The 23,706-nt window shown below is 57.4% G+C and carries 20 protein-coding genes; 11 read left to right on the top strand and 9 right to left on the bottom strand.

The window, feature by feature from the left end; genetic code table 11:
• Nucleotides 1–4 precede the first annotated feature (4 nt).
• A complete protein-coding gene (locus tag PA598K_RS12075) occupies nucleotides 5–1,162 on the bottom strand; it encodes a pectin acetylesterase-family hydrolase (protein WP_128657205.1) in 1,158 nt (385 codons plus the stop codon).
• A gap of 126 nt (nucleotides 1,163–1,288) precedes the next feature.
• Between PA598K_RS12075 and PA598K_RS12070 the strand changes: the two genes are divergently transcribed.
• The gene (locus PA598K_RS12070) at nucleotides 1,289–1,783 is read left to right on the top strand and encodes an RNA polymerase sigma factor (RefSeq protein WP_128657204.1); all 495 of its coding nucleotides are present in this window, start codon (nucleotides 1,289–1,291) and stop codon (nucleotides 1,781–1,783) included.
• Entirely contained in the window at nucleotides 1,780–2,745 is a 966-nt protein-coding gene (locus tag PA598K_RS12065) for a hypothetical protein (protein ID WP_128657203.1), read from the top strand. The genes PA598K_RS12070 and PA598K_RS12065 overlap by 4 nt, the downstream gene beginning before the upstream one ends.
• 37 nt (nucleotides 2,746–2,782) lie before the next feature.
• Here PA598K_RS12065 and PA598K_RS12060 read toward each other — a convergent pair whose 3' ends face one another.
• From PA598K_RS12060 to PA598K_RS12050, 3 genes are all read right to left on the bottom strand, one after another.
• Nucleotides 2,783–2,971, bottom strand: coding sequence for a hypothetical protein (locus PA598K_RS12060; protein ID WP_128657202.1), 189 nt, complete (start codon nucleotides 2,969–2,971; stop codon nucleotides 2,783–2,785).
• A 90-nt stretch (nucleotides 2,972–3,061) separates the two neighbouring features.
• Entirely contained in the window at nucleotides 3,062–4,666 is a 1,605-nt protein-coding gene (locus PA598K_RS12055; protein WP_128657201.1) for a response regulator transcription factor, read from the bottom strand.
• A complete protein-coding gene (locus PA598K_RS12050) occupies nucleotides 4,659–5,540 on the bottom strand; it encodes a sensor histidine kinase (RefSeq protein WP_128657200.1) in 882 nt (293 codons plus the stop codon). Before PA598K_RS12050 ends, PA598K_RS12055 begins: the two co-directional genes overlap by 8 nt.
• Before the next feature lie 73 nt (nucleotides 5,541–5,613).
• Between PA598K_RS12050 and uidA the strand changes: the two genes are divergently transcribed.
• Nucleotides 5,614–7,254 carry a beta-glucuronidase gene (uidA, locus tag PA598K_RS12045; protein ID WP_128657199.1) on the top strand — a complete coding sequence of 547 codons (1,641 nt, stop codon included), beginning with the start codon at nucleotides 5,614–5,616 and terminating at the stop codon, nucleotides 7,252–7,254.
• 110 nt (nucleotides 7,255–7,364) lie between these two features.
• Here the strand turns inward: uidA and PA598K_RS12040 are convergent, their stop codons facing one another.
• Nucleotides 7,365–7,973 carry a TetR family transcriptional regulator gene (locus PA598K_RS12040; protein ID WP_128657198.1) on the bottom strand — a complete coding sequence of 203 codons (609 nt, stop codon included), beginning with the start codon at nucleotides 7,971–7,973 and terminating at the stop codon, nucleotides 7,365–7,367.
• Between the two features lie 76 nt (nucleotides 7,974–8,049).
• Complete coding sequence (locus tag PA598K_RS12035; protein ID WP_128657197.1) at nucleotides 8,050–9,210, bottom strand: YhgE/Pip domain-containing protein; 1,161 nt, start codon at nucleotides 9,208–9,210, stop codon at nucleotides 8,050–8,052.
• Nucleotides 9,211–9,419: 209 nt separating this feature from the next.
• On the opposite strand from PA598K_RS12035, the gene PA598K_RS12030 reads away from it, so the two are divergent.
• On the top strand, nucleotides 9,420–10,112 hold the full coding sequence (locus PA598K_RS12030) for a copper homeostasis protein CutC (protein WP_307719884.1): 693 nt from the start codon (nucleotides 9,420–9,422) through the stop codon (nucleotides 10,110–10,112).
• A gap of 315 nt (nucleotides 10,113–10,427) precedes the next feature.
• Here PA598K_RS12030 and PA598K_RS12025 read toward each other — a convergent pair whose 3' ends face one another.
• Nucleotides 10,428–11,306 carry an aminoglycoside phosphotransferase family protein gene (locus PA598K_RS12025; protein WP_128657195.1) on the bottom strand — a complete coding sequence of 293 codons (879 nt, stop codon included), beginning with the start codon at nucleotides 11,304–11,306 and terminating at the stop codon, nucleotides 10,428–10,430.
• 130 nt (nucleotides 11,307–11,436) lie between these two features.
• On the bottom strand, nucleotides 11,437–12,261 hold the full coding sequence (locus PA598K_RS12020) for an aldo/keto reductase (RefSeq protein WP_128657233.1): 825 nt from the start codon (nucleotides 12,259–12,261) through the stop codon (nucleotides 11,437–11,439).
• Nucleotides 12,262–12,452: 191 nt separating this feature from the next.
• On the opposite strand from PA598K_RS12020, the gene PA598K_RS12015 reads away from it, so the two are divergent.
• Nucleotides 12,453–13,943 carry a copper amine oxidase N-terminal domain-containing protein gene (locus tag PA598K_RS12015; RefSeq protein WP_260405373.1) on the top strand — a complete coding sequence of 497 codons (1,491 nt, stop codon included), beginning with the start codon at nucleotides 12,453–12,455 and terminating at the stop codon, nucleotides 13,941–13,943.
• Nucleotides 13,944–14,021: 78 nt separating this feature from the next.
• The gene (locus PA598K_RS12010; RefSeq protein ID WP_128657232.1) at nucleotides 14,022–14,762 is read left to right on the top strand and encodes an NADPH-dependent oxidoreductase; all 741 of its coding nucleotides are present in this window, start codon (nucleotides 14,022–14,024) and stop codon (nucleotides 14,760–14,762) included.
• 136 nt (nucleotides 14,763–14,898) lie between these two features.
• Here the strand turns inward: PA598K_RS12010 and PA598K_RS12005 are convergent, their stop codons facing one another.
• The gene (locus PA598K_RS12005) at nucleotides 14,899–17,058 is read right to left on the bottom strand and encodes an alpha-amylase family glycosyl hydrolase (RefSeq protein WP_128657193.1); all 2,160 of its coding nucleotides are present in this window, start codon (nucleotides 17,056–17,058) and stop codon (nucleotides 14,899–14,901) included.
• Between the two features lie 471 nt (nucleotides 17,059–17,529).
• Here PA598K_RS12005 and PA598K_RS12000 point away from each other — a divergent pair, with 471 nt between their 5' ends.
• The 5 genes from PA598K_RS12000 to PA598K_RS11980 are packed head-to-tail and all read left to right on the top strand — an operon-like array spanning nucleotide 17,530 to nucleotide 23,700.
• Nucleotides 17,530–19,365 (top strand): alpha-glycosidase, encoded by a 1,836-nt coding sequence (locus PA598K_RS12000; RefSeq protein ID WP_260405370.1) that lies wholly within the window; start codon nucleotides 17,530–17,532, stop codon nucleotides 19,363–19,365.
• Nucleotides 19,362–20,462, top strand: coding sequence for a zinc-dependent alcohol dehydrogenase (locus PA598K_RS11995; RefSeq protein WP_128657192.1), 1,101 nt, complete (start codon nucleotides 19,362–19,364; stop codon nucleotides 20,460–20,462). Before PA598K_RS12000 ends, PA598K_RS11995 begins: the two co-directional genes overlap by 4 nt.
• Nucleotides 20,459–21,652: a sugar ABC transporter substrate-binding protein gene (locus tag PA598K_RS11990; protein WP_128657191.1), complete on the top strand. Its 1,194-nt coding sequence runs from the start codon at nucleotides 20,459–20,461 to the stop codon at nucleotides 21,650–21,652. The genes PA598K_RS11995 and PA598K_RS11990 overlap by 4 nt, the downstream gene beginning before the upstream one ends.
• Nucleotides 21,633–22,322 (top strand): dihydrofolate reductase family protein, encoded by a 690-nt coding sequence (locus PA598K_RS11985; RefSeq protein ID WP_128657190.1) that lies wholly within the window; start codon nucleotides 21,633–21,635, stop codon nucleotides 22,320–22,322. The genes PA598K_RS11990 and PA598K_RS11985 overlap by 20 nt, the downstream gene beginning before the upstream one ends.
• The gene (locus tag PA598K_RS11980; protein ID WP_128657189.1) at nucleotides 22,315–23,700 is read left to right on the top strand and encodes an MATE family efflux transporter; all 1,386 of its coding nucleotides are present in this window, start codon (nucleotides 22,315–22,317) and stop codon (nucleotides 23,698–23,700) included. Before PA598K_RS11985 ends, PA598K_RS11980 begins: the two co-directional genes overlap by 8 nt.
• Nucleotides 23,701–23,706 lie beyond the last annotated feature (6 nt).

The following is a 23,706-nucleotide window of genomic DNA, read 5'->3' as shown; positions in this document are numbered from 1 at the left end:
ACGGTTAACGCTCCAGAAACTCCCCGCCTACCGAGTAGCGCTGCTCGCCGTTGATGAGGTCGCCCAGCCACTGTATCAGACGGACGCCATCCTGCTCGGTCTCGTACAGCGTGCCCAGGGTGGCGAAGGTATGGCCGGTCATGCCGCTGTCCGCGTCGCGACCATAGTCCGTGACATAATAATAGTAGTTCGGCAATGCCTCGTCCATCGCTGCGACCGCCTGACGCAGCTGCCCGGACCAGTCCTGCGGCGTCAGCGGCTGCTCGGGGGCCAGCTTGCGCTGGAAGCTGATCAGCATCTGATCGTAGAGCGAGTAGCTCTGCAGGATGACCGCATGATCAGGCAGCCTGCGGCCGTTGCTGCGCGTGGCGGCGCCGATCAGATCGGCCTCCGGCGCGAAGCCGAGGCGCGTCTCGGGCTCGGCCTGCCATTCGTCGCGGACGATCTGCGGCCAGCGCTCGCTCAGCAGGAACGAGCTGTCGGAGTAGAGATACACCTGCGCCTCGGGATAACGGGAGGCGATCTCGCTCCCCCAAAAGGCCGCGCCGAAGCCGCCGGCGCTCTCGCCGCCGATGAGCAGCTTGTCCGGCGCGCTCATATGCTCGTACACCCAGGCCAGCGCGGCGGACACATTGGTTCTGCCATTGTAGCGCATCGTGAACGGCTCGCCGTCGGCCCGTGTATACTCGGCCTGTCGATTGCCGATATGGAAGTCCCCGGTCGAGTAGGGGATATACGCGACATTCCACGTGCGGAACGGGTTGTCCTCCCGCTCGCTGGCGAGCAGCCCATCCAGCATGGTGAGCTGATACCACGGCATCCGGTCCATGTAGTTCCCCACATCCCGTCCCCGGAGCAGATTCGTCAGACGGATCGGCTGCGCCGCGCTCGCTGCGTCCCACGCCGCGCCGCCGCCCGAGAAGAAGACGATCCAGCTGTCGCTCTCGCCTTTGCGCGTCAACAGATGGTAGGGCGTCCCGTCGCTGTTCATCGCTCCATCCCCCAGCGTGACCTGATTCCATACATAAGGCTGCATATCCGCGAACGCCACATTATCGGTCGGGCGCTCGATCACCCACACATAGATGACAACGACACCCGCTCCGAGGAGCGCTATGAGCACGGCAATCGCCATCATCAGCCTCTTGAGCCATTTCTTCATCCTGTCTCTTCCCTCCTGATGCACACTATAACGAATATAACGTAATTTTCGCCCCGATCCCACAACAAAATGTGACCTGCAGCCGTCCTAAAGAGTGTTAAAGGTATAAAGGAGGGCAGAACGCCGATGCAACGATCCGTGCCCCGGCCGGGCGATCACGTGATACAAACCTATGAAACGCATGCCGATACGCTGTTCCGGATCGCGATGATGTATCTGGGCAGGCGGGAGGATGCGGAGGAAGCGACGCAGGACACCTTCATCAAGCTCATGGAAAAGGCGCCCGCCTTCAACGATGGCGAGCATCAGAAGGCCTGGCTCATCCGGGTCATCACCAACCATTGCAAGTCCTTGCTGGGCAGAGGCTGGCGCAAGCGCGAGGTCAAGCTGGAGTCGCTGGATACGGCGGCAGTAGAGGACCCCGACGATCGCGCCATGATCGAGCTCGTGCTGGCTCTGCCCCTCAAGTATAGATCCGTCATCCATCTCTATTACTATGAAGATTATGCCGTCAAGGATATAAGCACGATCCTGCAGATCAGCGAATCTGCGGTGAAGATGAGATTGAAGCGGGGAAGAGAGCTGTTAAAACTCGAGCTGGAAGGAGAAGACTCGCAATGAAAGAGGAGCTATTCCGAAAAAATTACAAGAAAGCGGTGGATCAGATGAAAGCAAACGAAGCGATGAAAAGAAAGGTTGAGCAAGCCGTCCAGGTACAGCGCCAGGAGCAGAAAAAGCCGCGCCGGGCGCTATATATCGCGGCGAGCATCGTCATCGCGGCCGGCATCGGTCTGGCCGCGCCGAGCGTCTGGAATCAAGTGAACGCGCCGACGGCAGATACCGAGGTAGCGCAGGTGGAGCCTGTCGCTCCGTCCGGCTCCGTCGTCATCCCCAGGATGGAGCTGCCGGATATGGCGAGCGGCGTCAGTGCGGATATGATCGGTCTGGTCGTCTATCAGAACAACATCTATACGCAGACGGGGACATCCATCGAAGCCGCAGATATCGAGGCGCTGCGCGGCGAGAAGCTCGGCACGACGACCGGCGGCATCGACGAGTGGAGCGGCCAGGATGCGTACATCGAGCTGGCCTCCAATATCGGCACGGCCGATATCTATGCGGTCAAAGGCTATGATCCCGCCTTCCGCATCATGTCTTATGTGGTGGCCGACGGTCAGGTGTACGGCCAGGTGTACGAAATGACTAACGGCATCACGGTCAGCAGCGGCGCCGATCTGATCGGCAAGCTGCAGCTCGAGGGCCGTGTCGCCTCGGCGCAGTGGGAGGGCTACGACAGCTGGAACAACGGTCTGCAGCATCTCCAGCCGCTGGCGAAGGGCGAAGCGCTCGACAGCTTCATCGCTGCGCTCTATGCAGCGAAGCCGGTCGAGACGGACGATGCGCGTGTGGCCAATATTTATGACGGTCAGGATCGCAAGATTATCTACGTGGCGCTGGAGGACAATACGCGGGTAGAGCTTGTGTTATTCGGCGAAGGCTTCGTCCGCTACAGCCACGCGCCTGTATTTTTCGAGGTGGAGCCGGGCGTCTTCCAGAGCTTCTGGGACAGCCTCGGCGAGTGAGCTGCGGGTACGTAGCCTAACTATAGGATAATGAGCTTCAGCAAGCCGCGCCAAGCGCAAAAACAGCGCCGTCCGTTCCGCCTTTGCGGCAGAACGTGCGGCGCTGTTCCGCTTTCTTATTGATGACGACCTGGGTGTGCGGCTTGCGCGTCCACAGCTTGCGCACCGCCATCTCGGGCGGCTTGCCGGATGCGGCGGCTCTTGTACGTTGCTTGCGTTTGCTCACTTGCTGTCACTCCTCGGATAGATGATCGAAGCGTCGCTTCTTCGTCTATCTTACCGGAGCTTGGCGTCCCGCGCAAGCGGCATGCGTCGATCAGAGCGATTTTCGGTACTCCGCCGGCGACTTGCCGGTCAGGTTGCGGAACAGCTTGATAAAGTAGCTCGGGTTGTCATACCCTAGCTGATCGGCGATCTCGACGACTGACAAGTTGGATTGATCGAGCAGCTCGCAGGCTCGCTCCATCTTGCAGCGGGTGGCGTATTCGATAAAGGTTGATCCCGTGTCGAGCTTGAATATACGGCTGAAGTGGGTGGGGTTCAGCCCCACCTTTTTGGCTACGGCATCCATGCTGATCTTCTCGCTAAGATGCGTTAGTACATAACGCTGCGCCTCGGCGACCTCTTTTCGTACCGACGTCTTCCACATCGCATGGACGTCCTTGATTTTCTCCAGCAAAAACTGCTCCAGCCATGCCACCAATTCCTCCAGTGTCTCCACGCTGCCCAGCGTCTGTTGATAGAGCTCGCTGTCGAAGTTCGTGACGAACTGCTGCATGACGGTGAACTTCAACTCCAGCTCCATCACCATCTTGAGCATCCAGCTCTTCAGACTTTCGACCGGATACTTGTGTGACTGCAGCTCGTGGTTCAAGTCCGACAACAACGACCCGACGCGATCCCGATCCTCTTGCTGGATGCATTCCCGGAGCTCCTGGAAGGTATGGGCATAGTGAAGGAACATATCCTCTGTCGTCGTCGTCACGCTCTCGGCCTTCCGGATCGACGCTTCTCCTCCGTAGAAGCGCAAGCTGGTGTTGGCCAACACCCCCTGGATTTGCTGCTTAAGCCGATTGAGGTCCTGTACCGCCTCGCCATAGAAAAAAGTCAAGCTCACCTTTAAGTGGCAGTATAAATCCCGTTGCGCCGCTTGCAGCGCTATCCGGAGCTCTTCGTGTCGATTGCGGACGAGCGTATGCACAAAAGGAACCAGCAGCACATAACATCGCTCCGACAAGGAAAACAAAAGCACGTCTTCGACCTGAAGCGCTTCCTGCAAAGCGTTGTCGATGACGAACTGCATGTTGACCGAGCCGCCAAACCGTTGCCCCAGCTCGCGGGCGCGATCCACAAAAACTGTGACCGGCATATACGGAATATCCTGGCGCAGCTTGATGCCCATGCTGTTCGCCTGCTCGAACCAATCGGCTCCACTCCATAACGGCTGTTCAAGGAACGTCTGCAAGAAGCGGCTTCGGATCGTTGCATGATTGGTTTCCACCATGCGTTGCAGGTTGTGAATCGACTGCCTGTTTTGGCGGACATTGTCCAATCTTTGAACAGCTTCGGTCAACACCGTCGTCACCTGGTCCAGCTCGAGACTTTCCTTGAGCAGGTAGTCGGAGACATTAAGCTTGACCGCCTTTTGCGCATAATGAAACTCCTCGTGACAGGAAAGGATGATCGTTTGCAGCTCCGGGTTGGCCTCCTTGGCTCTTTGAATCAAGGTGAGACCATCCATCGCCGGCATCCCGATATCGGTTAGCAAAATGTCGGGCCGATAGGTCTGGCAGGCTTCCCACGCTTCCTCGCCATCGGCGCAAATGGCAACCAGGTCAAGATTTAAGCGTTCCCAGGCTATACTCTGCTCCAGGTACTCCAGCACAGGCGAATGATCGTCCGCCAGGACCACTTTATACATGACTGGTTCCTCCTTCGGCAACGGGATGCATCGGCAGCACTAAGGTAATGCTTGTCCATTCCGGCTCGTTCGATTGAATCAACATCTGAAAATCGTCTCCATAGATCAGTTTTAACCGCGTGGACACATTGTATAAGCCGATCCCTCTTTCGGCAGCCCCGGGATTGACTGCGGTATCGTACTCATGCGGCTCATAAGCCAGCCGCCGCTCCAGCTCGGCGATCGTCTCGCTGGATAGCCGGGCGCCGTTATTTTTGATCGTCAGGATCAGCTTGTTGTCGCTCCTTCCGATCTGGATGACGACGCTGCCTCCCTTGCGCGCGAAGCCGTGCTTGTACGCATTTTCGATGATTGGCTGCAGGATGAGTCGCGGCACGGTCGCATCGAGCAGCTCGGGCTCGACATCGATCTCGTAGGTCGTCGGGTGCCGCATTGCGAACCGCATCAGCTCAATATATTGCCGGGCGGACTCGAGCTCCTGACTGAGCGTGACGAACTCTCCCTGACGGGAGAAGCTGGACCGCAGCAGCGCCGCCAGCGTAGCGAGCAGCTTGGCATTGTCCTCGTCCTTCTGGAGCAGCAGCCGCATCCGGATCGAGCTGAGCACATTGAAGAGGAAGTGAGGATGCAGCTGCGCCTGCAGCATCGCGATCTCTGCGCGCCGCTTCAGCTCCTGCTCGGTCCGGAACTCCTGCATCATCTGCTCTATACGGTCCAGCATGTGGTCAAAGGAGCGTCCCAGGCTTCCTACCTCGTCCTCGCCCCGGATGCTGGAGCGTACGGTCAGATTGCCAGCCTCGATCTGACGGGCCGCCTTGCCTAGCGTCTGGATCGGTCTTGTGAATCGGCGGAGCAGATAAGCAAGCGCGAACATGAAAAAGACGGCAAACACGCCTTGAATGACAATGCGCGGCAGATGTTCATTCTACCTGAGAGGTGGTCTATCCTTGTTATATCCACTCTTAACGGAAACCCGTACGGTCACGGACCTGAGCGGGGTATGGCGCTTCAAGCTTGACGCTGGCGAAGGGCTGTCTAGCGAATGGTATCGCGAGCAACTGACCGATACGCTGCCGATGGCGGTGCCGTCTTCCTTTAACGACGTCGGTGTCGTCTCGGACATCCGAAATCATGTGGGCTGGGTCTGGTACGAGAAGGAATTCGCGATGCCTGCCCTGCTGCTGTCCGAGCGGATCGTCTTGCGCTTCGGCTCGGCCACACATCAAGCCAAGGTCTATGTCAACGGCGAGCTGGCTGTCGAGCATACGGGAGGATACACGCCATTCGAGGCGGAGATCAATGCGCTGCTGCGTCCAGGCGGAAACCGGGTGACCGTCGCGGTCAACAACGTCCTGGATGAATCGACGCTTCCAGTCGGCAAGCTGGTCGAACGGGAAGTGGAGGGCTTGGGCAAGCTGACGCGCAATCATCCGAATTTTGATTTCTTCAACTATGCCGGTCTGCATCGTCCGGTCAAAATCTATACGACGCCGCGTACCTATGTACAGGACATTACACTCGTACCGGATGTGGATGGAGACGATGCGAATGTCGCCTATAGCGTCGACTGCGTCGGCGAAGCGGAAGTGAAGATTGCCGTAATCGACGAGAGCGGACAGACTGTTGCCACGGCGAGCGGCAGCGAGGGGACGTTGCGTATCGAGGGCGCTCGGAGATGGGAGCCTTTTCAAGCGTACTTGTACACCTTCCGGGTCGAGCTGGGCGACGGGGCTACGCCTGTCGACGTCTATGAGCTGCCGTTTGGCATCCGTTCGGTCGAGGTTCGCGGCGGTCAGTTCCTCATTAATGGCAAGCCGTTTTATTTCAAGGGCTTCGGCAAGCATGAGGATACGGCCATTCACGGCCGGGGGCTCAACGAGCCTGCCAATGTGATGGATTTCCAATTGATGAAATGGATGAACGCAAACTCCTTCCGCACCTCGCATTATCCGTATTCGGAGGAGATTATGCGTCTGGCGGATCGCGAGGGCTTCGTCGTCATCGACGAGGTGGCCGCTGTTGGTTTGCATCTGAATTTTATGGCGACGCTCACCGGCTCCGCCACGCGCAAAACCTGGGAGGAGATCCAGACGGCTAATGCTCACCGGACGGCGATCCGCGAGCTGATCGCGCGCGACAAAAACCATGCCTGCGTCGTCATGTGGTCGATCGCCAACGAGCCGGCCGCTGATGAAGAGGGGGCGGACCGTTACTTCGAGCCGCTCGTCGCGCTCGCCAAGTCGCTCGATCCGCAGCATCGTCCGGTCACGATCGTCACGATGGTCGGCAAAGGTCCGTCGATGTGCAAGGTTGCGCCGCTTATCGATGTGCTCTGTCTCAACCGCTACTACGGCTGGTACGTGGAAGGCGGGGAGTGGGAGGTAGCCTCGATCAAGCTGCTCGAGGAGCTGGAGGAATGGCAGCGTCTGTTCCCGGACAAGCCGATCGCGATGACCGAGTACGGCGCAGATACGATCGCTGGCTTCCACGATGTGGACCCGGTCATGTTTACCGAGGAGTATCAGGTGCGCTACCTTGAGGCGAATCATCGAAGCTTTGACCGCTTAATTACAAGCCGTAACGCCTAGCGATAAGCCAACAGCCCCGCGAGATGTTCGTCTCGACGGGGCTGTTAGCCGAAGCCTTCTCGCTGCGACTGTTCGGCGAAGTGAACGATCGCCTCTACTCGAGAACGTCTTCATATATAATCCTCCGCTGTTCCCGGCACACCAAGTCCCCGCAAAATAAAAACAGCAGCATCGCGATACATGTCCTTAAAAGTAGGAGTACCGTCACTCAGAATGGGCAGAAAGTAGTCCGTTTTTTTATGGAAAAGCAGCGTTCCCATGATGAAAAACATCACATTATCCAGCGAGCGGAAATGAAATACGCCAGACTGTTTGCCCTTTTCGAGCAGCTCGCGCATTTTGTTCCAGACCGGAAAAACGTTTTCCTGTATCGTCGCTATCCGCGACGATTGCTTGAATATTTCTTGCTGAATAATAATCACAAGCTCCGGATCGCTCAGCCTGAAGCGGATCACCTCTTCCACGAGTTTCTTGATGCCCGTGATCGGATCGTGGAGAATTGGCTCGTATCTTTCGAGTTGGTTGCCCGGAAAAAACACGCTGAACACGGCGTTAAACAAATTTTCTTTCCCGCCAAAATGGTACGAGACGAGAGCCACGTTGGCCCCCGCCTCCTCGCATATTTGTCTGACAGAGGTGCCGTCGAATCCTTGTGCTGCAAACAGGCGCCTGGCGGCCAGCAAAATTTTCATTTTAATATCCTGTTCCGAAACAGACATGCGCATCTCCCCGTACGGTTGTCGTCACTCGCCTATTGCTTTTGGCTTAGTAATGTTTATTATGGCGCTTATCTGTTCAGTTCGCAAGCTTCGGGGCAGCCGGCACAAGTGCGGGCGCTTTGTCTTTTTTTAGTATAACTACGAGCAAGCCGAATACAAAGGTTACGGCGGCAATTACAGCTAGCGCGGAGACAGCCCCTCCAATGCCTGGCCCACCGAACAATAGATCCATGTTCCCTTCAACCGCATAAGTAGCGGGCAAATACTGACTCAGCGTATAGTAAAACTCGGACAACAGCTCCCGAGGCACCATCGCTCCTGACGATACGAGCTGAGCGGATAGCATGATGATGTTGATCAGCATGCCCGCATTGCCGAGTAGCAGAACAAACAACTGCGAGAACAGCATAAACGTAAATAAACAAATGGCCTGAAATCCCCACAGCTCTAGAAAACCGTGCGCCGTTTGACCACCCAGCATAAGTACGAAGGATGCTCCGACAAACGAGGTTGCGAGGGCCGCCAGCGCATTCAGGATGACGCGCGCGCCGAATTTGTGCAGTCGTCCTATCGCCGCTCCAATCATCTGTGAGGATTGTTGGAAGTTCATTCCCATAATCATCGAGCCTACGTACGAGGCGAGCACAAGCATCATCGGAACCATCTGGTTGTTCATGCCCGCAACCGGGTTCATCGTTTGAACCGCACCGGTCACCATCTCCGAAAGGGACTCCGCTGTTCCTTCGGCCTGTGCTGCCGGAACATTCATTTGCGTTAGCACCGCCTGGGCTCCAGCCGAGATAGCCTGTTTATTCACCAGAGCCGTCACGCTGGAGGATACGCCGGTCATCATGCTTTTGATCAAAGCCGGATTCGATTCGTTGATCCAATAAATTAGCTCGCCTTTTTGTCCCGGCGTTTGCAGCTTCTCGGAGAAGTCGGCCGGAATATGGATGACCATCTGCACATCACGCGCGTTCAATTTGCGTTTCGCTTCGTCCAGAGTCGTTGCATTCGACATCTGGAAGGGCAGGTTGTCAAGAAGCTGGTCGGCCATTTGTTTACCGAGAGCCTCGTCTTCATTAACAATGGTTATTTCCAGATTGAACGTACGGTCGGTTGCCCCGTTGTAGCCAGTCATCCATATGATGCTGAAAATGAGCTGGAACATAATTGCTGTCATAATGCCTATTTTCGTCGGCGTTTTTTTCCAAAATGCTTTCAAAGCGTTTCTCATTTCTTTTCCCTCGCGTTTCCTTGATTTAAACATTTGTTTTAATTAAACGTTTGTTTAACATAATACTCTCAAAGAGATTTGCTGTCAATACAATGATACGGTAACAAAGAAGCTCCTTAAACCGATTCATATATGTGATATGATATGGACGCAATCTCGTTAGTTCGTCATTCAAATCAGCTTTTAAAAGGATGAGGAGGATATAGATCATGCTTGAAGTCATCGCCACCACGCTCGAGGATGCAGTCGTCGCCGAGCGCTACGGGGCAGATCGGATTGAGCTAATCGTGGCATTTACGGAGGGTGGGCTGACGCCAAGTATCGGGACGGTCGCTGCCGTATTGGAGACGGTGCGCATCCCGGTGCGCGTCATGATCCGGCCGCACTCGAGAGGATTCGTCTACACACCAGACGATCTGCGAGTCATGCGTAGCGATATCAGACACATAAGCACGGTCGGTGGGACCGAGATTGTCCTCGGTCTGCTCCGCCAGGGCGGCGCGATCGATCGGGCTGGACTGGAAGAGCTGCTGGGTGCAGCGGACGGGATGTGTGTCACCTTTCATCGGGCATTCGATGAGGCGAACGACCAATTTGCGGCGATGGAGCTGCTGAGCCAGTATCCGCAGATTACGGATGTGCTGACCTCCGGCGGACAGCCGACAGCGCCGCAAGGCAGCGAACGGTTGCAAGAGCTGCACGCGAGGTTTGCAGGGAGAGGGCCGAGCATTCTAGCCGGGAGCGGCTTGGGCGCGGCGAACATCGAGGTCTTCATACGCGCAACCGGCATTCGCCGATTGCATGTCGGATCTTCGGTACGGGTAGGCTCGGACCCGCTCGCCGCCATCGACCCGGCAAGGCTGACTGCAGTTCGCGAGATTGTCAGCAGGGGCGGGGGATAAGGGCAAGGTTTACGTGGCTACTATCGACATAGGCTTTGGCGAGGTGGGGGTGCCACGGTTTTTAACCCGCCTGAAATTACGATTATCGAGTTGGTGAGACAAACGTAGCTTGTCCTCATTCGGAGGTTCCACCTGGATAAGCTGGAAAACGAGGCTGCATAGGAGGAGCCGGAACTGCCGGAGCGCAGACGGATGGACCGGCAGGAGCGATGATGCAATTTGGATTGGGATTAGCGGTTACAGTGACAGAGGACTTCATCATGGGCATTTAGGATTCACAGTAGATGTTGATTAAGGCGCTGATAAAAGGAAAACTCACGATTGCTTGTAGTCTTGGAGAATGGTCTGAATTACATGATTCCCCCAGCTTGAGGCTTCCGAGTCTTTATCTTGCTGAACACAAGTAATGAGCGCTTTCCAAAGAGCCCAGCCGCGTGCCCGATTCACCGTATCCTGGTCAACATCCATAAGTTTCAAAAAGAGTTGTCGGCTCGATTGGTCGAAAAAGTTCCAAGCCATCACCAGGTCACTGGAAGGATCGCCTACACCCATAGTACCAAAATCAATGACGCCACATAACTTGCCATCTTTGACGATCAGATTGCCAACGGCAATATCACCGTGCAGCCAGACGGGAGTCGATTGGAATTTACTTTCCAGGGAGCTGTTCCAAATTTCTGTCAACAGTGCTTGATCGTAGTGACCGGAAAGAGCTTGAATAGACATTCTTGCTTCATCGTTGTAAACGGCAAGATTCCCGCCGCGATGAAAGTTTTGAATGCCTGCAGGTATCCCTCGGCTTGCATCGATACTCTGTAGTTCCTTTAGAAAGCTTGCAAGGTCTTTGGCAAATCCCTGTAAATTAAGAATGTTGTCATGTCTGAGCGTTTCTCCATCAATCCAGCGGTTGATGGACCACGGAAGCGGATATTCATCCGTAGGTTCACCTTTGGCAAGGGGAACCGAAATGGGCAAGGATAGAAGGGGCTTGAATACAGGTAGCCATAACATCTCCTTATCAATAGCCGCCGCATATCTTTCATGACTTGGTAAACGTACAGCCCTTTCATTGCCCAGTCGATAGGTGCGGTTATCATGGCCATTTTTCTCGACTGCTGTTATCTCTAAATTAGCCCAATCCGGGAATTGAGTGCGCACTAATTGATGCACCAATTCGATTGTAATGTCGATCATCGCTTCACTTCCTGTTCTTAATGAATTGGGTTTATACCAATTATAGCTTTTCATCAGATCAACTCAAATAGAACAGGAGAAAAGACGCTCTCCACACCGCTACAGGTGGGTGAGAGCGTCTTGGCTGCTACTAAAAATTAAAATTATCCGGGTCCGACCCAAAACGGCGATCTTGGTTCAAAGCGTCGATAGCGGCGACGTCCTCGGCGGACAGCTCGAAGTCGTAGACGTCGGCGTTCTCTTGGATACGGGCAGGGGTGATCGACTTCGGAATCGTCAGCACGCCCTTTTGCAGATCCCAGCGGATGACGATCTGGGCAGGCGACTTGCTATACTTGGCAGCAAGCTCCTGCAGCAGCGGCAGGTCGAGATTACCCTGCATGAGCGGACTCCATGCGGTGATATGGATACCTTTGGCCTCGCAATAGCTCTTGACCTTCTCCTGCGTGAGCAGCGGATGGTACTCGATCTGGTTGACCGCGGGTACGATCGTGTTGTCCTCGAAGATGTCGTCGAGATGATGCGTCTGGAAGTTGCTGACGCCGATGGCCCGGACGACGCCGTCGCTATAGAGCTTCTCCAGCGCGCGCCAGGTGTCCTTGTACTTGCCCTTGACCGGCCAGTGGACCAGATACAGGTCGAGGTAATCGAGTCCGAGCTTGCGGCGGCTAGACTCGTACGCCTCGAGCGTGCTCTCGTAGCCTTGGTCGCTATTCCACACCTTGGTCGTGATGAACAGCTCCTCGCGCGGGATGCCGCTTTCGCGGATCGCCTGTCCGACTCCCTCTTCGTTGCGGTAGGCGGCGGCTGTATCAATCGCGCGATAGCCGGCGGCGAGCGCCGCCTTGACGGCATCGACGACTTCTTCGCCCTCTTTTACCTTGAAGACGCCAAAGCCGAGACGGGGCATCTTCACACCGTTGTTCAAGGTTACGGTGTCCTGCAGTCCGGTGATCGTAATCGTCACTGTTGTGTCCTCCTCCTCAATCCCTGATATGGGTTCATGGTCCATTTTAGCATAGTAAGAGAGGCGGTTTAAGGGGGTATTTTTATGATGTTGCGCGAGCAGGAAAATGAAGGGACGAGGTGGAACACCATTTAGTATTGCTTTTATTTATAGAAGGGGGATTTACAGACTTGAGAAAAATGACACTTGGCTTGCTCATGTGCATCATACTGCTGAGCGGGGCTGCGACACCAATCTATGCGCAAACGGGCTACGGGTTGTCTATTGATGGCGACCTGATCATGACGGAAGCAGCGCCGATTAACCACCAGGGCAGTATACTCGTGCCGATGCGCGACATTTTCGAGGGGCTTGGGGCACAGGTCGCTTATGATGCCGGGACGAGGCAAATCACGGGTCAATACGGGAAAGTGAAGATCGTCATGAAGCTTGGCGCAAAGGAGGCAGATCGCAATGGCGAAACCCTGGCTATGCAGCAACCACCCGTGCTTATGGACGATCATGTCTACGTGCCGGTACGTTTCATTGGCGAAGCCTTGGGCGTCAAGGTAAGCTATAATTCGCAGTATCGTATAGTAGAGGTGTTCTCGGAGAATGTCGGACTGATCTACCAAGAGCAACTGCCGGTGCGAGACAGCAAGGATAAGCCGCTCACGCTGCACCATCAGGGAAATGTGAGGCTGCTGTGGAGCCAATCTGCTGGCCTGAGAGCGGGGGAGTATGTTGTCGCCGCATCTGTCGGGAATGATGGAAATATATGGCTAAAAACGACGGATGATCTGTTGGTCGTCGATGCTGAGGGTAAGCTGCAGCAGCGTGCGCCACTTAAGCTTACGGATTCAACGTACATTATGGCGAGTATGTCCGGAACGGGCTACACGTACTCTTATCTGGAGGGTACGAAAACTTTTCCTTTGAAAGACGTTGAGCTGCCGATGGCAGATTGGTTTTTGAAAACGGCTTATGACCCGGTCCCTGTCATGGCGCTTAGAGATGTCAACGGCCAACTCATTGTTCAGACCGATGAGGGGGTAGCAGGGTTCGATGAGACAGGGAGGCAGGTGTGGACGGTAGGCCAAGAGGAGCTTGGGCTATTCACCTCGAAAGATGACATCGCCGATTTCATATGGTCGATGGTTGCTGATGGAAAGGAGCGTCTTTATCTGTTGACCGAAGGGAGGATGCTCGTCCTGGACGACCATCGGCAGGTGATCAACAGGGAAGATACGCAGTGGTACTATCCGGAGGTACTGCCAGATGATATGCTCATGGATCGTGGCAGTCTCTACAAGCTAGAGGATGGTAGCTACCGTCTCGTCGCTTCGCCGCCTACGGGCCCGGCTACAGACATGCTGTCCATCGATAAGGAGGACTGGCACCAACTGCACCGAGTAGATCCGCTGACAGGCCAGATTCGCTGGAGCTATCGTCTGAAATCGCCGAATTATACATCCGGCAGCTTGATCTCCGCCCTATCGTTTGAAGATGATGCCGATCATCTATACGCGACTACGAACAGCGGCTATTTGTACGGCTTCGACGGCGATGGCAAGCTGCGTTTCACGATCGATTCCCCGTATGAGGCGGACAAGATGAACGTAGTTCCCTTGTCTTCGACGACATTCCTGGTAGCGGTACGGGATGTTCTGATGTGCTTTGAGTACAACTAATCAGCTCTCTTGTGACATCTCTCTGCAGTTGGGTATTATAGTACTGGATACCCTATCACTGCGAGGAGGCTAGTCATGATGAACGAAATGTATACGACGCTCACAGGTCACCGCTCGATCCGCAGCTATACGGACGAGCCGGTCAGCGAGGAGCAGCTGCGGGCGATCATCGAAGCGGTCAGCACGTCGCCGACGTCGATCAACGGCCAGCAGGTGACAGTCATCAGCGTACAGGAGCCCGAGACGAAGTCGAAGGTGGCCGAGCTGGCAGGCAATCAGGCGTGGATCGTCCAGGCGCCGGTCTTCCTGCTGTTCTGCGCCGACTTCCAGCGCGCCAAGGTCGCCGCCGAGCTGCATGGTCAGGAGCTGGTCATCACGGATGCAATCGAATCGATCGTGGTCGGAGCGACCGATGTCGGGATCGCCCTCGGTCGCGCGATCGCAATGGCAGCCTCGCTTGGCCTCGGGACGGTGCCGATCGGAGGCGCCAGGCGAGACCCGCTGGCGCTGATCGAGCTGCTCGGGCTGCCGCAGTATGTATTCCCGGTGAGCGGTCTGGTCGTCGGTCATCCGGCGGGGCCGTCGGAGACGAAGCATCGTTTGCCGCTGGAGGCCATCTGGCATCGCGAGCGGTATGATCAGGAGCGGCTGGAGGGAGTGATCCGCGAGTACGACGAGCAGGTATCTGCCTATATGACCAAGCGTACAGGCGGGAAGGAATCGCGAAGCTGGTCCCAGACGGTCGCAGGAGTGTATAACCGCATCTACTATCCCGAGGTTCGGCGGATGCTGGAGCAGCAAGGCTTCGATTTCAAGTAAGGTGTTACAAGTCATGTTGACAGGCAGATGGGGGCTTTAGCAGGATGGGCAGGAAACGCGGCTTGCCGGACCAAGCCCATGGCTTGATCCGGCAGCTTGTGCATGATGGTGTGTCAGTCGAAGGGTCAGTTACCGATCAGGGCTGCCAGTTGACCGTAACGGTACCGACGCCGCTGGTCGGTGTTGTGTAGGTATGGTTGCTGCCGCTCTCCCAGGTGACGACGGCGCCGTTTTTCTTGATGAACTTGAATTGCAGCGGCGTTCCGACCGGGACGCTGACATCGTAGTACCAGGTCGGATACGAGGTGATGATCTGGTTGAACATTGGCCCGATCGCCTTGGCCGGGTCCCAGTTGCCCAGCTCGGCCGTATTGCCGACCAGATATACGTTCTCGCCGAGCGTTGTCGAGGCATTGTTGACGATGAAGCGGACCGAGATCTGATCCCCGGTGAGCAGATTGAAGTTGCTGTAGCTATTGCTGTTCACCGCGGCTGCGTTCTGTACGCTGATGTTGTATTTGTTAGCTGCGATGTTCGGCACGATTGCTTTGATCTGGGTGTCCTCCCATTGGGTGATGTTCGCGCCTGTGACTGCCGTCGTTCCGAAATAGACGGTGCCCTTCGTATTGCCGAAGCCGCGGCCGTCTATCGTCACCGTCGTCCCGGCTTTGCCGAGATCCGGACCGACGTTGCCGATGACAGGCGTCGTCTGGGCCGTCGTGTATTGCCATACGCCGACGCCGCCTGCCGGCAGATTAAACGAAGAAACGCCGCCGGTGCTGCTAGCCGTAATGCTGCCGCCGTTCAGGAGACCGCCGAGCACGTCGGTATAGGTGCCCGCAGGCAGGGAGGTGGTCAAGCCGCTGATCGTAGCTGCCGTGCTGGAGCTGCGATTGATCGCGATGACCGCGACGCTGCTGCCGAATTTGCGCTCGTATACATACACATCGTTGTTGATCCAGCGCTGCTGCGTGCTGCCGTAAGCGATTGCCGGATTGGACTTGCGCAGCGGAGCCAGACGCCCGATCACATTGTAGGCGGTCGTCGTAGTGGAGAAGCTGTTCATGAACGGGCGATTGTTCGGATCGCCGTTGCCGGCCAGATACTGCTCCGTGCCGTAGTAGATCGCCGGAACGCCGCGCGAGGTGAGCGTAAAGGCCAGCGCCTGCTCCAGACGACGGTTGTTGCTGCCGAGCGTGAAGCGATCCATATCGTGATTGTCGATGAACGTCACCTGGTCATTGATCTGCGTATACTCGGCTCCGGTGGAGGCGATCATCGCGTCCAGGCCATACATCGTATCCGTGTTGTCCCGGAACACTTGGCGAACCTTCTGGTTGAAGCGGAAGTCGAGCAGGCTCATGCCCGACTCGTTGGCGAAGTGGACATTGGCCGGATCGTTTTCGTTGACGCCCAGGAACCATTCGCCGAAGGTGAAGACCGGCTTGTAGTTGTAAATGTAGGACATCCAGTTTTTTTGCCAGCCGATCGGCATATGCTTGACGGCGTCGACGCGGATGCCATCGATGCCCATATCCAGCCACAGCTTGATCGCCTCCTTGAAGTAGGCGTCGGTGGTATTGTTGTGGTGGTTAATATCCGCCAGGTCGTACAGGTTCCGGTAGATGCCGTCCTCCAGAGAGGAGAAGTCGGTCCCGAGGTTGTGATGGAAGATGCCGTTGGTGTCGCCGGTATAGCCGGCCACAAGCGTGCCGTTATCGTAAAGTCTGCCGTTATCCGCGAAGGTCGGCTGCGTCTCCATAGCCGGCGACGTATGGTTGGGTGCAAAGTCGATGACGATCTTGATGCCGTTGGCGTGCGCGGTATTGATCAGGTTCTGGAAGTCGGTCATCGTGCCGTAGGCCGGATTGGTCTTCTTGAAGTCGCGGCCCCAATAGCCGTGGTAGGCAGCATTGTTGGCGCCGGAATAGTTAATGACGCTAAAGATATTTTCCACAGGCTGGGATACCCAGAGGGCCGTAACGCCCATTCCCGCGAAGTAGCCGTCGTTTATTTTGTTGATAATGCCTTGCCAATCTCCGCCGCAGTAGACGCGGAGGTTCGTGCAGCCGGCCGAGAAGGCCGTTCCGGTCGGATTGTTGGCCGGGTTGCCGTCCGAGAAGCGGTCGGTGAAGATCTGGTAGATGACATCCGTAGAGAAGCCCTGCTTGTTCAGGACCGACGTATCGGGAGCGGCATGAACCTCGGCAACCGGGAGAACAGGCAGCGCAAGCCCGGCGATCAGGGCGAGGGAGAGCAGCCATTTGGCGAACAGTCTGTTGTGGGTTAGCTTCATCAAGAGTAGACCACCTTTTCAGTAGAGTTGGATTTACACGTTACATACCTGCAACCATTACCATAACGAACGGACCTTGCAGTTGCCGCTGGGTTGTCACCGCCCTTCCTGCGAGCGCCTCACGACAAACAACCCCGCAATCTTCACTGAGAAGATTACGGGGTTGTTCCCGGTCCGCTGCGGGACCAGGAAGGCAGCGCCCTCAAATTGTGATTGTCCGGTGTTGCCACATCCGCAAGCTGACGGCAATCGTCAACTTTATTTTAGGATGCGCTTTCATTGTAGATGGGCAGTCTATTATTTGTCAACCCAAAAAATTGTTACCAAAAATAGATTGCCAACGGAATGATAGGGTGCTACAATTTGGGAAAATTTGAAGGCTATGCTACCGAAAGGTACATCCTCGCGAATCTGCTGAGGGTGTGCCTTTTTTGCGTTACTGCACGGCATGGCCTGCTGAAGGAGGATCGAATGATGAATCTGGAAGCGTTATACCATCGTCACAAACAGAACTGGGCTTTTATCTACCATGGCAAGGCAGTGAAGGTGCGGATGCGCACGATGCGGGACGATGTCCAGGCCGTCGAGATGAGCTGGGGAGACAAGTATGACTGGTACGGGACGGTCAGGCATCGTCCCATGTACAAGCTGATCTCGGATGCGAGGTATGACTACTGGGAGACGGAGGTTGAGGCTTGCAATGGCCGACTGAGCTATCGTTTTGCGGTAGTCGACGGGGAGGAGCGCATCTATTACGGGGAACGGTGGTGTGCAGCCGAGGAACCGCCGGATTCCTTCGGCAATTTCGAATACCCTTACGTCAGCGCGGCCGATGGCATTCATCCGCCGGAATGGGTCAAGGATGCGGTGTTTTATCAGATCTTCCCCGACCGGTTCGCCAGAGGCAGCCATGCCGCGCCGTCCGACCGGTTCGCAGTGTGGGGGAGTGTGCCGACCAAGCAAAATACGTTCGGCGGCGATCTCCAGGGCGTGCTGGATCATCTGGATTATTTGACCGATCTGGGGATTACCGCCATCTACTTCACCCCGTTGTTCCAGGCGCCTTCGAGTCACAAGTACGATACGCAGGATTATTATGCCGTCGATCCGCAGTTCGGCACGACCGAGCTGCTGCGGCAGCTCGTCGCAGCCTGCCACGAGCGAGGGATTCGCGTCATGCTCGATATCGTCTTCAACCATACTGGCAGTCTGTTCCCGCCCTTCCGGGACGTTGCAGAGAAGGGAGCGCATTCCCCTTACGCAGACTGGTTCCATATCTCGCAATGGGCGGATGCGGAGACCGGACAGCCGATGATCTACGAGACATTCGGGTACGAGCCGGATCTGCCGAAGCTTAACATGGTTAATGATCGACTTGGCCGGTATTTGCTGGAGGTAGCGGCGCACTGGCTGAAGACGACGGACATCGACGGCTTCCGGCTCGATGTGGCCAACGAGGTGAATCACCGTTTCTGGCGCGCATTCCGCGATACGGTGAAGGCGATCAAGCCGGAGGCGTATATTCTGGGCGAGATTTTCCACGATGCGATGGCCTGGCTCGGCGGCGATCAGCTCGATGCGGTGATGGATTATCCGGTGCGCGATATCGCGATCAAGTTTTTTGCGACGCAACGCGTGGATGCCCGGATGTTCGCGGATATCGTGGGCCAGCAGTTGGCGTCCTATCCACAGCAGGTCAACGAAGCGTCCTTCCAGCTCCTAGGCAGTCACGATACCCCGCGACTACTGACGCTGTGCGGGGGCAGCATCGCGAAGCTGAAGCTTGCGGCGCTCTTCCAGTTCACCTATATTGGAGCGCCATGCATTTACTACGGCGACGAGATCGGGATGAGCGGGGACAATGACCCGGACAACCGACGCTGCATGATCTGGGAGACTAGCCAGCAGAACCTGGAGCTGCTCGGCTTCTACCGGGAGTTGATCGTCCTGCGCAAGACACATGAGGCGCTCCGCAGCGGGACGTTCCGCTTCCTGCATGCGCCTGCTGGCGGCTATGAGCTGGCCTACGAACGGAGGGCGGGGGAGGAGCGTCTGATCCTCGCGATGAATGTGTCCTCTCAGCCGAGCCGGCTGCTCCTGGCGCTGCCGGATAGGGCGCGACAAGCGGACGATGACGGCGCGGCCTCTGCCGCTTATGCGGAGATCGCGGCCGGGGTGGAGGACGACGTGTGGGAGGACCTGCGGACTGGCGAGACGATCCGGTCGAGCGAAGGACTGCTCGCGGTCGAGCTGGAGGCATACGGGAGCCGCATACTGAAGCGCAAGCGAGGGGAGGCAGCGCGATGAAAGCGCTCCAATGGATGCCGGATGCGCGACTGGCGCTCCGGGAGCTGGATGAACCGAATCTGACCTCGCCTACGTCGGTCAAGGTCCGGATCGAGATGACCGGCATATGCGGCACGGATCTGGCCGTGATCGCCGGCAAGGAAGAGGGAGTGACTCACGTCACGCGGGGCCATGAAGCGGTCGGCGTCGTCGTGGAGACGGGGGCGGCGGTGAGGGAGCTGGCGATGGGCGACCGCGTCGTCATCGACCCCAACTATAGCTGCGGGGCGTGCGAGTATTGCCTGCGCCTGCTTCCGCATCTGTGCGTGGGAGCTTCCGGCGCGATGGCGATCGCCGGTCTCAATGTGCATGGCACCTTCGCCGACTACTACGTATCGGAGGCGCGTTATGTCCATCGGCTGCCGACGGGCATGTCCTGGGAGCGAGGCGTGCTGGTGGAGCCGCTCGCTTGCGTGCTGCACAACTTCCAGGAGGCCAGAGTGGCCGCCGACGATACCGTGCTGGTGCTCGGCTCCGGACCGATGGGCCTGCTATGCCAGATCGTCGGCCGACGTCTCGCCCGTCTGACGGTAGCGACAGAGCGGAACCCGTATCGGCTGGAGGCGGCGATGCTGCTCGCGGACGCAGCCTATCTGCCGGAGGCGCTAGACGATGCGGAGGTGGCCCGGCTGACCGGCGGTCGCGGCTTCGATATCGTCATCGACGCCGTCGGCAACCAGTTGGAGACGGCCGACCGCTTCATCGGCAGGGGCGGACGCATCGTCCCGCTCGGCATCAGCGGCGCCTACCGTTACGCGATCGCTCCGGCTCGTCTCATCCAGCGGGCGGTCAGCATTATCGGCGCAGGCGAATACCGCTGCACCTTCCCGCTGGCGCTGCGACTGGCGCATCAGATGCCGGAGCTGGACCGGCTGGTGACGAAGCGCTATAGCCTGGAGCAGCACGAGCAGGCGATGCGGGAGCTGCTCGGCTACGACCCGCTCACCGGAGCGCCGGTGCAGACGGATACGCTGAAGACGGTTTTCGAGCCCTGGCGTCTGTCGCCTGAGGGCGCAACGACGCAGGGGCCATTGCAGAAGGGAGATTGGAGCGCATGACAGCGACGCGACGCGAAGACGAGCTCGTCCTCTGGCACGAATTCGACGGCCCTGGCGACACTTCGGTTGAGGTACTGGAGGAGATCAATCGGCAGTTCGAGGCCCAGTATGGCATCCGGGTCCGCTCGGAGGTGATGGGGATCGCCGAGCTGGGCCATCGGCTCACCCGGTTGCCCGAGCAGGAGGCTGGCGTGGATATGGCACTGGTCCCCTCGGATATGACGAGCTATTGGGAGGCAGCCCGCTTCTCGCCGGTGCCGGAGCCATGGTGCGAGGAGTGGGTATCGGCTGCGGTGCTGGACAGTATGCGGATCGGCGGCAGGCTGTATGGTATCCCCGTCCTCACCGGCAATCATCTGGTCCTGTATTACGACAAGCAGCGTTATGCCGAGGCGCCTGCGACCTGGGAGACGCTGGAGCGCTTCGCTGCGCAGCAGGGAGAGGCGGAAGTAACGGCACTCGGCATGGACCTGGCCCAGTCCTACAACTTCATCCCGTTCCTGACGGCGTGCGGCGGCTGGCTGCTGCAGGAGGAGCGCATCATGCTGGACACAGAGGAGGCGGAGCAGGCGCTGGAGTTCCTGCAGCTGCAGATCCGCTCGGGCAGGATGGTCAGCAGGGATGGCGCGACGGCATTGCTCGAGCAGTTCATTGAGGGACAGCTCGGCGCCATCATTAGCGGCGAGTGGGTATTTAACCACCTCAGCCGGAGCATGGGACAGCGCTTGGGCGTCGGAGCGATCCCTGCGATACGCGGCAGGGCACCTGTATCGATGTGCTCCTCGATCGGTCTCGTCTTTCCCGGACAGTCGCTGGCTTCGCCGCGCGGCCCGGCGCTCGCAGCCTATGGGCGGTTCATGCTGAGCGCAGACTGCCAGCAGATGTGGGCGGAGCGGGTGCAGCGTATCCCGGCGACCGAAGCGGCGATGCGGAAGATGATGTCCGGCGGCGGCGAGAACAGGCGAGCCTTGATCGCGCAGCTTGCAGCTTGCCGGCCGATGCCTTGCAGTCCCTACATGATCGCAGGTTGGGTCGGTATCGAGGCCGGGCTGCGGCAGCTCCCGGACAGCGATCCGTCGGCGGTGCGGCGCGTCATACAGGAGCAAGCGCAGCAGGTGATGGCAGAAGTAGACCACTATTTGGATACCTTGAAGGGAGAGCGGATATCGGATGGAAGTCACTATCTTTAGCCAGATTTCGATCGACGGCAAGCTGACGTTTGGGGAGGGCCAGTCGAGCAAAGGGTTGTTTGAGCTGTTCGGGCCGGAAGACATCGCTTATATTCATCAATTCCGGGGGCAGGTAGACGGCATCATGGTCGGCAAAAATACGATCTGCACCGATAATCCGTTCCTCACCAACCGCTACGAGCCGGGCCGCAATCCGGTGCGGATCGTGCCGAGCCGGACGCTGGATATTCCGCTGAACAGCAATATCTTCCTGGACGAGGAGCGGACGATTATCGTGACGACCGAGCGCGGGCTGGACGAGGACAAGAGAAGGCGGATCGCTTCGCTGGGCAAGGAGGTCATCGTCTGCGGACAGGACCTCGTCGACTTCGACCTGCTGTTCCGTCGTCTGGAGATAGATTATGGTATCCGCCGGCTTATGATTGAAGGCGGCGGCCTGCTCAACTGGTACGTGTTCGACCGCAATCTGGTCGATCAGATCATCCTGATGCAGCTCCCGATTATTATCGGCGGCGGCTCCAACATTACGTTGGTCGACGGAGAGGGCTACCACGAATTGGGCTTCAGCAAACGGTTCCGCGTTGTCGACGTGCAGCGCTCGGATAATTACACCTTGATGCGGTATGCCAGATACGACAGGGCCGGGGAAGACCGGGTGCTTCATGGCTAACGGGATAGAGCGGGGCTCCGGCATCGATTTCTACAAGAATCTGTACAAGATCGCGATTCCTATCGCGCTGCAAAGCCTGATCATGGCTGCGCTCAATATGACCGACCAACTGATGGTTGGCCAGCTCGGGGATGTAGCGATCGCTTCGGTAGGGATGGCCAGCAAAATATATAGCGTCATCTCCGTCGTGCTGGCGGGTCTGGCCGCCGGATTGTCGATCTATGCCGCGCAGTATTGGGGCCGCAAGGACGTCCGCAGCATTACCCGGTTGCTCGGGATGACGCTCTCGCTGGGGCTGATGATTTCCTTGCTGTTCTCAGGCATGGTCTACTTTAACCCCGAATGGAGCCTCGGTCTGTTCACGACCGATACGCGGGTGATGGAGGATGGCGCGATCTTCCTGAAGCTGGTCGCGCTAAGCTATGTGCCGACGATGCTGACGATGATCTACTCTGCGGTGCTCCGCAGTACGGGGCATGTGAAGTACCCGATGTACGTCAGCCTGATCGTCGTCATCCTCAATGTCGGGTTGAACTATCTGCTTATCTTCGGCAATCTGGGCTTCCCGAAGCTGGGTCTGGCAGGCGCGGCGATCGGCACCTGTATCGCGCGGGTTGTGGAGTGTCTGCTTATCATCGGCGCGGTCTACCGCTTCCGGCTGCCTGGCGCCGCAGGCTTCCGTTACCTGTTCTCGTATGACAGGACGCTCGCCCGCAAGTTCTACCTCACGACGTATCCGATCGTGCTGACCGAGCTGGTCTGGGTGCTGGGAGAGACCGCTTATGCGGTCATCTACAGCCGGATGGGGACGACTGAGATGACGGCCATGACGATTACATTCCCGCTGCAAGGGCTGAGCATCGGTCTGCTGACAGGGCTGGCCGGGGCGGCCGGGGTGCTGGTCGGCAATCGGCTCGGCGCTGGCGAGGAGGCGCTGGCGCGAGAGTATGCCAGACGACTCATCCGGGTCGGCATTGTCTTCTCGGTTGGGCTCGGGGTCGTGATTGCGGCCATCTCACCGCTTTATGTATCCGCGTTTGCGATTACGGGCGAAGCGCATGAGCTGGCCGTTCACGTCATCTGGGTGTTCGCCGCCTTCATGTGGGTCAAGGTGGCCAATATGATCATTGCCGGCGGTATCCTGCAGAGCGGCGGGGACAGCAAGTTCGTCTTCAAGATGGAGTCTGCCGCGACCTGGCTGGTCGGCGTGCCGCTTGGTCTGCTGCTCTCGCTGGTCTGGAAGCAGCCGTTGTTCTGGGTCTATTTCTTCCTGTCGCTGGAAGAGATCGTGCGCTTCGGGATCGGCCTGATGCGGTTCCGCTCGGGCAAATGGATCCAAAATCTGACCGGCCAAACGGCTGGCCAAACGTCGGCTTAAGGGGAG

It is taken from the genome of Paenibacillus sp. 598K (assembly GCF_003851045.1).
In the GTDB taxonomy this organism is placed as follows: domain Bacteria; phylum Bacillota; class Bacilli; order Paenibacillales; family Paenibacillaceae; genus Paenibacillus_D.
The sequence above is the reverse complement of the archived record's forward strand: the minus strand, read 5'-3'. Positions and strand labels throughout refer to the sequence as shown.

Coding starts and splice junctions, on each gene's coding strand:
- PA598K_RS12055 (WP_128657201.1), bottom strand. CDS start 4,666: ATGTATAAAGTGGTCCTGGCGGACGATCATTCGCCTGTGCTGGAGTAC.
- PA598K_RS12015 (WP_260405373.1), top strand. CDS start 12,453: ATGACACTTGGCTTGCTCATGTGCATCATACTGCTGAGCGGGGCTGCG.
- PA598K_RS11985 (WP_128657190.1), top strand. CDS start 21,633: ATGGAAGTCACTATCTTTAGCCAGATTTCGATCGACGGCAAGCTGACG.
- PA598K_RS12050 (WP_128657200.1), bottom strand. CDS start 5,540: ATGTTCGCGCTTGCTTATCTGCTCCGCCGATTCACAAGACCGATCCAG.
- PA598K_RS12010 (WP_128657232.1), top strand. CDS start 14,022: ATGAACGAAATGTATACGACGCTCACAGGTCACCGCTCGATCCGCAGC.
- PA598K_RS12075 (WP_128657205.1), bottom strand. CDS start 1,162: ATGAAGAAATGGCTCAAGAGGCTGATGATGGCGATTGCCGTGCTCATA.
- PA598K_RS12035 (WP_128657197.1), bottom strand. CDS start 9,210: ATGAGAAACGCTTTGAAAGCATTTTGGAAAAAAACGCCGACGAAAATA.
- PA598K_RS12065 (WP_128657203.1), top strand. CDS start 1,780: ATGAAAGAGGAGCTATTCCGAAAAAATTACAAGAAAGCGGTGGATCAG.
- PA598K_RS12070 (WP_128657204.1), top strand. CDS start 1,289: ATGCAACGATCCGTGCCCCGGCCGGGCGATCACGTGATACAAACCTAT.
- PA598K_RS12000 (WP_260405370.1), top strand. CDS start 17,530: ATGATGAATCTGGAAGCGTTATACCATCGTCACAAACAGAACTGGGCT.
- PA598K_RS11980 (WP_128657189.1), top strand. CDS start 22,315: ATGGCTAACGGGATAGAGCGGGGCTCCGGCATCGATTTCTACAAGAAT.
- PA598K_RS12005 (WP_128657193.1), bottom strand. CDS start 17,058: ATGAAGCTAACCCACAACAGACTGTTCGCCAAATGGCTGCTCTCCCTC.
- PA598K_RS12030 (WP_307719884.1), top strand. CDS start 9,420: ATGCTTGAAGTCATCGCCACCACGCTCGAGGATGCAGTCGTCGCCGAG.
- PA598K_RS12025 (WP_128657195.1), bottom strand. CDS start 11,306: ATGATCGACATTACAATCGAATTGGTGCATCAATTAGTGCGCACTCAA.
- PA598K_RS12040 (WP_128657198.1), bottom strand. CDS start 7,973: ATGTCTGTTTCGGAACAGGATATTAAAATGAAAATTTTGCTGGCCGCC.
- PA598K_RS11990 (WP_128657191.1), top strand. CDS start 20,459: ATGACAGCGACGCGACGCGAAGACGAGCTCGTCCTCTGGCACGAATTC.
- PA598K_RS11995 (WP_128657192.1), top strand. CDS start 19,362: ATGAAAGCGCTCCAATGGATGCCGGATGCGCGACTGGCGCTCCGGGAG.